Source organism: Syntrophales bacterium (genome assembly GCA_030655775.1).
In the GTDB taxonomy this organism is placed as follows: domain Bacteria; phylum Desulfobacterota; class Syntrophia; order Syntrophales; family JADFWA01; genus JAUSPI01.
In genome coordinates this window covers 1-7,446 of the sequence record JAUSPI010000198.1, presented here as the reverse complement: position 1 = coordinate 7,446, position 7,446 = coordinate 1, and the positions used below count along the sequence as shown (strand labels likewise).

Below are 7,446 nucleotides of genomic sequence, written 5' to 3'. Positions count from 1 at the left end.
AGGGTCTTAAAGGTGAAGAGATTATTCTGGAAGCAAGGATCATAGGTGTGGCTGATGTCGTTGAGGCAATGGCTTCTCACCGGCCTTACCGGCCGGCCCTGGGAATAGAAGAGGCGTTGGAGGAAATATCACAGAACAAAGATATTCTTTATGATTCTCAGGTGGTAGATGTCTGCCTGAAACTCTTTACTGAAAAAGGATTTACATTCGATGAGGCATAAGCCACCACCGAACAGGCCCGGTGGCTTCAATGGCCTATCAAGTCCGGCTAATTGTTCGCGGTGCTGTTGGACAAATCAATAAAATCTTATCAGGAGGAAGCAAGTATGACTAAGGCAGAATTTGTAGGGAAAATAGCGGAGAAGTCAGGAATCAGCAAAAGTGAGGCGGCGAAGGTTCTCGACACCGTCACAGATGAATTGACCGAATTGTTGTCTAATGGTGAAAAGGTAACTTTCCCCGGCTTCGGCACTTTCGCGGTAAAAGAAAGGGCGGAAAGGAAAGGCAGAAACCCTCAGACAGGAGATGAGATAACCATCCCCGCCCGTAAGGTTGCTCAGTTCAAACCGGGTTCAGCGCTGAAAGAAGCGGTTAAATAGTCTTCTGACAATTTGAGGAAGCCGCGCCGTAACAAAAACGCCTTTTCCTTTCCAAATTCATACATTCCATCACAATCCAATCCAGACAGGATAGCAGTGGAATACAGCCCGCCAATCTTTACAAATAAGAAAAGCCCTGGCGAGCAGGGCTTTTCCGTAATTGACTTGGCGTCCCCACGGGGAGTCGAACCCCGGCTACCGGCGTGAAAGGCCGGTGTCCTAGGCCACTAGACGATGGGGACGCGATATAGTGTAAAGTAGACGCTTATATATTGTTATGTGTCAGGATGTCAAGAGGAATTATAATCTATGGAAACTGTTGGGAATGTCTATTTAAGGTCACGTCAAGGAAAAACACTTCTCCGTTGACCGGGAGCGCACCCTGCAAGCCCCGCCCTGTGGGCGGAAAGCTTCGACTGATTCTGACCTGCTGCTTCCAATAAATTGATGCATCATCCCACTTAGAAGACCTCAACGCTGGAACTTTTAAAGTTCAAATAGACAGAAGATCCTATAGTTAACCCCATCTCCTGAAAGGATTTCTTTGTAACTTTTACCCGTAACCGCTCACCTGCATCGACTTCCAGAGTGACGGCATCTCCCGCGTCGGACATCTGGGTGATATTGCCGGAAAATGAGTTGCGGGCGCTGGTGGATACCGGACTTAAGGAGATAATGATATCTTGAGGCGGGATGGAGATGAAGTTTGACTCACTCCTTTCAGAAAGGACAGCAACCTTTATCCTGCCCGTATCAAAAAGGAAAAGGCCTTTTTCCTTTTTAATGCTTCCTCTGAACAGGTTTTCTATGGGAGACCTTGCCATCCTTCCCTCGAATAGATGAATCACCTCATCGGAGAGGCGGTAGGCGTAATTTATATCGTGGGTGGCAAGGATAATAGTAGTGCCGAACCTCTGATTCAAATCCTTCAATATTCTCTCTAAGACATTCACACTTCCCTGGTCTATGTTGGCGGTAGGTTCATCGAGAAGCAATGCATCAGGGTTCAGCGCTATGGCTCTGGCAATGGCCACTCTCTGGATTTCCCCTCCGGAAAGTTCTCTTGCCCTCCTCTTTCCAAAGCCATTGAGCCCGACCAGATTCAAGCTCTCCTCTATCTTTTTTTCTCTGTCTTTTCTGTCAATTCCGCGAAGCCTCAGACCGTAAGCAATGTTTTTCTCCACCGTGGTGTTGAAGAGGAAGGGATTTTGCAGGATCAGGGTCATTCTCTGCCTGAGCGAACCTTTATCGGCATGATCTGTATCCGTTCCCTCGAAGTAGACCTTGCCCGAAGTGGGGGGTAGAAGGAGGGAGATGATAGAGAGAAAAGTGGTCTTTCCTCCGCCATTCGGTCCCATCACCCCGAAGATCGATCCTTTTTTGATAGCGAGGCGGGGAATGTCGAGCACCGTTTTACCGTTATAGACCTTCGTCAGGTTGCTAATCTCATATTGCGAAGACTCCATTTCTTCAACCTCTCTTCGACTGGGCGTAGTGGAAAAGTATATTTACAGAAAAGGCCATAATAAGAAGGATAAATCCCAGGGCGAGACCAAATCCAAACTCACCCTTGGATGTCTCCAAAGCTATGGCGGTAGTTATAATCCGTGTGTACCCCTTGATATTTCCTCCTATCATCAGGGCGCAGCCTACTTCGGCGATTACCCTGCCAAATCCGGCAATTACAGCGGCCATCAGGGCAAACCTTGCTTCCGACAGGACGGTCAATGCAGTCTGGAGGGGACCGGCTCCAAGGGTCATGGCAGTAAGCCGCACCCTTGTGTCTACTCCCTGGGTGGCGGATATGGTTAGTGCGACGATTATGGGTGTAGCCAGTATAAACTGACCAATCACCATCGCGTTAGGGGTAAAAAGGAGCCCCAAAGGACCCAAAGGACCCTGACGGGATATGAAGGAATAGACCAGAAGTCCTACGACTACCGTGGGAAGGGCCAAAAGAGTATTAAATATGGTGATGAGCACTTTTTTGCCCCAAAACTCGCTACCTCCAATGAGAAAACCCAGAGGAACTCCTACCAGGGAAGAAAAGAGGATGGCAGTGGCAGAAACCCTCAAAGAGAGAAGAACTGAGCTGAAGACATCTCTATCCAGGGAAAGGATTAACTTCAAGGCCTCTTCTATGCCACCCAGGATGTATTCCATATCTTTTCCGCCTATTGAGGATCAGGCACGGCTACCGGAATGAAAAGGGGCCGGCCGAACTTTTCTTTTCCAAATTCCTTGATGATCTTCTGTCCCTCCTGTGAGGTAACCCAGCCGATTAGGGCCATGGCCTTCACATAATTTACGTGAGAATGCCTCGCAGGATTGACGGCGATAATGCCGTAAGGATTAAAGAGAACATGATCTCTTTCAAACAGGACAGGGAGGCTGATTTTCTTCCCTCCGATAAATGACAGATAGGTCGCCCGATCCGTCATTGTATATGCCCTCTTTTCGTCAGCCATAGTCAAAACCGCTCCCATACCTTTACCTGACTCAAGATACCATCTGCCGGACGGGTTTATGCCCGCCGCTTTCCATATCGTAAGCTCTTTCACGTTTGTCCCCGATCTGTCCGCCCGTGATACGAAAACAGCCCTCTTTCCGGCGATCAGCTTGAATGCTTCAGCAGCAGTTTTGGCCTTTTTAATTCCCGCCGGATCGGACCCGGGCCCTATTATCACGAAGTCGTTATACATTACATCTCTGCGGTTGACGCCGTAGCCCTCGACCACAAATTTGTCTTCAAGGGAGCGTGCATGAACCATGGTGACATCCACATCCCCGTTCTCCGCCAGCTTCAGGGCCTTGCCCGTCCCGACGGGAACGACATCTACTTTCAAGTTGAACATTTTTTCAAAAGGGGGAAGCAGGACGTAGAGCAGTCCTGAATTCTCGGTGCTGGTAGTGGTGGAAAGCTTCAGTCTCTCTCCCGCAAGAGCAGGGGAGAAAGAGGATAAAAGAAAGAAGACGACCAGAACTAATCCTAAATATTTTTTAAATTTCATTGTTTATTCCTTTCCTGTCAGGCGTTGGTTTCTATCAACTTTTCCAGAGAGATGCAAGAATTTAGTCCAGCATAACAACCACCCTTCATTAGTCCATTAAGTTAGCGCTTATGCCTGCCAGGGGAAGGTTTTTTAACTCGTTAATGGTTGTATTCAAAACCTACTGGCTCTCTCAGTATTGCCTCCCGTGCCTTTTCTGCAAGCGCTGCGATGTTCGGGTGTGATTCTTTTAACGAGGCAATCTGCTTCAGGTTGTCGGCGGTTCTCAATATTAGCATGGCCATGTCACCATCTGCAAATCCCCGCTCTTCAATGATTGTATCCCACTCAACTCCTCCTGCCCAGTCGTAGAGGATTACACTGGTCCAGAATTTGGGAGGATTGACTGCAAATCCGGCTTTCATCATCTTTTCAGAGATTGGACTAATCGCTGAAAGGATTTTGTCGTATGCGGCCTTCAGCTTTTTGGGGACACTTTTTTGATATATCTTTATTTCCTGGTCACCGTCGTAAACAAACGGGGCAATAACCGCGGCTAAAAGTCTTTCATCATCTTTCGGGAAAGCGTCATTCCTCAGACACTCGGCGATGAGCAGTGGCTGGTCAAGTCGCAATCTTGAAGCCCAGATACCATCCTCTGTCAGCCGATCCTGTTCATCGACAAATTCCTCTGTTTTTAAGAATGCTAAGTGTTTCTGAAAATCATTCCACAGGTTCGACTCCGCGCTGTCGCCTTTTTTCTGTTGAAAAGCGGCAAGTGACCTTTCAAAGATATTCCTGATATCCTCCGGGGTATGTGACAAAAGGAGATTGAGTACCATTGAAAAATCGTTTTTTATCTGGCTTTTGATATCTTCCGGCTTTGCGAATAGCAGGTTCTGTATATGTTTTATATCCATAAACCTTCCGGGAACGGCCAGCATGAAACCGATCTTATCCTGTCCTCGTCTTCCCGCTCGTCCGGTCATCTGGTGAAATTCCGTACCGTTTAAAGGAATAAATTCGCGACCGTTGAACTGATCTGAATTGAAGATGACAATCGTCCGTGCCGGGAAATTGACGCCGGCCGCAACTGTGGTTGTGGCGAATATTGCATCCAGATCCCCCTTTTTCATCATGGTTTCAATCAAAAATTTCCAGGCAGGGAGCTGTCCCCCGTGATGTGCACCCACCCGTGAAAAACGGAGATTATACAGTTGCTTGTGGTTTTTCATGTAGGGGAAACGATCAAGGATGTGTGCGAGCTCATCATTAAAAGACTTTTCCTCGTAATGTTTTGGGGATTGCCCGCAGGTGGCCAGGGCCGCATCACATTCAGAACGTGATTTAAGAAAGAAAATGGCAGGAAGCAGTTTAAATCTTGCCAGCACCTGGATGATTTCACCAAAAGGGAGAAGTGTACGTGATTGCCTGTAGCGTCGAGTCGATTTGTCTTCCATGAAAACCCTTACCTTGCTGTAGAGCTTTTTCTTGTCCAGGTAGGGCTTTATCTTGCCGGAGGGATGTAGAAAAAGAGGGTAAAGCGGAACAGGCCTTTTCTCTTCTTTAATTACCACGCATTCCTTTTCTCGTATAGAGCTGAGCCACGCAGATATCGTGTAGCCGTTTCCGACAGTTGCAGACAACATCAGGAGATTTATCCTTGCAGGGAGGTAGATCATCACCTCTTCCCATACAACCCCCCTATCTTCATCACCCAGAAAATGCGCTTCATCCAGTATGACCAGGTCGCAATTTAAGTCGTTACCCGTGTGCATTACATCATAGAGTTGGTTTCTCAGGATTTCCGTTGTCCCTACCACGATCGGCGCGTCGACGTTCTCTTTTGTGTCCCCTGTCAGAATACCGACATTATGGCTTCCGAAACGATGCCCGAATTCTACCCATTTGGAATTGGTCAGTGCCTTCAGGGGGGATGCGTACCACGAGCGGCCTCCTCTTTCAAAGGTATGTGCAATTGCCTCTTCGGCAATCCATGTCTTTCCAGCACCGGTAGGTGCCATTACCAGACAATCAGTCCTTTTTATGGCTTTAATTGCCTTTAGCTGAAAAGGATCCGGGGTGAAAGGTGCCAGAGGTGGCCTCCCTATTCTTGAAAAGATGTCACGAAGCACTGCCTCTGCTTCCGGCTTCATTCTTCCTGGAAGTTCTGGCTTTTTACGTCTTCCGTCATATTTCTTTGGGGCTCTTTTTTTTGAATAGTAGCGTTTCATTTTAACCGTTTTTCTATTTAGCCACCAAGACACCAAGATTATATTATAATTAAAATACCTAATACTCAAAGTTATCTTTTGTGTCTTAGTGATTTAGTGGCTGAATTTTTCAATACCTATCACAGATACCATTTATGGTAAAGGTCTGAGCGGTTTTAGGATTGACAGGGGCAAGATGAGATAGTAGTGTTTCCGCTCTTTTAAAGAGCTTTTGGGTTAAAGAGGAAACGATGAATGAAAAAAGTGACATATACTGGGGCTGGTTTATTGTTCTGGGTGCTTTTTTAATTTTGAGCATGAACTATGGGTCCCGCTATTGTTTTGGCATTTTCGTCAAACCCATGGCAGAGGAATATCTGTGGTCCAGATCAGTTATCTCCATAGGGGCTTCCATCAATATTCTGGTCTATGCGATAAGTGGAATTTTGAGTGGCCGCCTGCTCGACAGAATGGCCCCAAAATGGATTATGACGATTGGCGGGATAATCGCCGCCGCCGGTTTCCTCCTGGCAGGATTCGTTAAAACACCCTGGCAATTTTATTTTACTTACGGGGTATTATGTGGCGCCGGCTCAGCCGGTATCGGTGTGGTTGTTAGCAGTTCCTATGTAGGGAAATGGTTTGTTAAAAGGAGGGGTGTGGCTATCGGTATTACCTCGATGGGAATCGGTTTCGGAACCATGGCCCTGACCCCGGTAGCTGGCTATGTCGTAAAAAATTACGGCTGGGAGACCGGTTTTATGTTTCTCGGGGTTTTAGTATTTATTATGGTTGTTTTCCCTTCGCAATTACTCATGGGTCGAACAAAACCGGAGGCTTATGGTTTACTGCCTGATGGAGAAGGGGCTGTTAAGGTAGCATCAAAACCGGATGGAGCTATAGATGAACCATCACTTTCACTAAAGCCCGTTCTCACGGATTTCCGTTTTTGGATTCTGGTAATCTGTTACGGTTTAGCAATTATGGCGGAATTGATGGCCTTTGTGCACCAGGTGGCCTATGCTCTGGATAATAATATTGGAAAAGTTGTTGCCGCTTCGTCCCTTGGAATTATCGGAGTTGCAAGTATTTTCGGGAGGTTTTTCTTCGGCTGGTTAAGTGACCGGATGAAAGATCCCAAATATTCGGCATCTCTGGGCTTTTTATTCATGGCGGCGGGAATGTTTATACTGTGGAAAACGAATACGGCAAAACTGCTCTTCCTTTATGCCGTTGTTTTTGGTTTTGGCTACGGGTCACTTGCTCCCATGATGCCGGTTCTGATTGCCGAGTGCTTTGGGCGGCATGTTTTGGGATCGGCTTATGGTATGTTCACATTCTTTGTGGCGGGGTTTGGGGGTGGTATTGGACCCATCTTGGGTGGCATGATCTACGATAAATTTGGTTCGTACGCCTACGCATGGCAGTTTAACCTGATTATATTAATTGCCGTTGCGCTCCTTGTTTTAACACTGAAGCCAAGAGCAAATTAAATTCACATAATTAACACTACAACGCCGGTTGTTGTGGTTTATGTAGGATGATTCTTTAGCCATTTTTTCTTATAAGAGTTTCTGGATTTTTCTTTGTTACGCCGCTGCTTCATAAACCAGGCGATCACGTCTTGAGGGCTCCATGTGATTC

At 46.9% G+C, this 7,446-nt stretch carries 7 protein-coding genes and 1 tRNA gene; 3 read left to right on the top strand and 5 right to left on the bottom strand.

Annotation, left to right across the window (positions count from 1 at the left end; all coding sequences use genetic code 11):
* Positions 1-221: hypothetical protein (locus Q7J27_10720; protein MDO9529616.1), on the top strand; the 221-nt coding region annotated here is incomplete at its 5' end.
* A 78-nt stretch (positions 222-299) separates the two neighbouring features.
* Entirely contained in the window at positions 300-599 is a 300-nt protein-coding gene (locus tag Q7J27_10715; GenBank protein ID MDO9529615.1) for an HU family DNA-binding protein, read from the top strand.
* A gap of 166 nt (positions 600-765) precedes the next feature.
* Here Q7J27_10715 and Q7J27_10710 read toward each other — a convergent pair.
* The 5 genes from Q7J27_10710 to Q7J27_10690 all read right to left on the bottom strand — a co-directional run bounded on the left by Q7J27_10710 (position 766) and on the right by Q7J27_10690 (position 5,745).
* A tRNA-Glu gene (locus Q7J27_10710) sits at positions 766-841 on the bottom strand.
* A gap of 219 nt (positions 842-1,060) precedes the next feature.
* A complete protein-coding gene (locus tag Q7J27_10705) occupies positions 1,061-2,065 on the bottom strand; it encodes an ATP-binding cassette domain-containing protein (protein ID MDO9529614.1) in 1,005 nt (334 codons plus the stop codon).
* A gap of 4 nt (positions 2,066-2,069) precedes the next feature.
* Positions 2,070-2,762, bottom strand: coding sequence for an ABC transporter permease (locus Q7J27_10700; GenBank protein MDO9529613.1), 693 nt, complete (start codon positions 2,760-2,762; stop codon positions 2,070-2,072).
* 11 nt (positions 2,763-2,773) lie between these two features.
* Positions 2,774-3,610: a substrate-binding domain-containing protein gene (locus Q7J27_10695; GenBank protein MDO9529612.1), complete on the bottom strand. Its 837-nt coding sequence runs from the start codon at positions 3,608-3,610 to the stop codon at positions 2,774-2,776.
* A gap of 140 nt (positions 3,611-3,750) precedes the next feature.
* Positions 3,751-5,745: a DEAD/DEAH box helicase gene (locus Q7J27_10690; GenBank protein MDO9529611.1), complete on the bottom strand. Its 1,995-nt coding sequence runs from the start codon at positions 5,743-5,745 to the stop codon at positions 3,751-3,753.
* Positions 5,746-6,053: 308 nt separating this feature from the next.
* On the opposite strand from Q7J27_10690, the gene Q7J27_10685 reads away from it, so the two are divergent.
* Positions 6,054-7,295, top strand: coding sequence for an MFS transporter (locus tag Q7J27_10685; GenBank protein ID MDO9529610.1), 1,242 nt, complete (start codon positions 6,054-6,056; stop codon positions 7,293-7,295).
* The last annotated feature ends 151 nt before the right edge of the window (positions 7,296-7,446 follow it).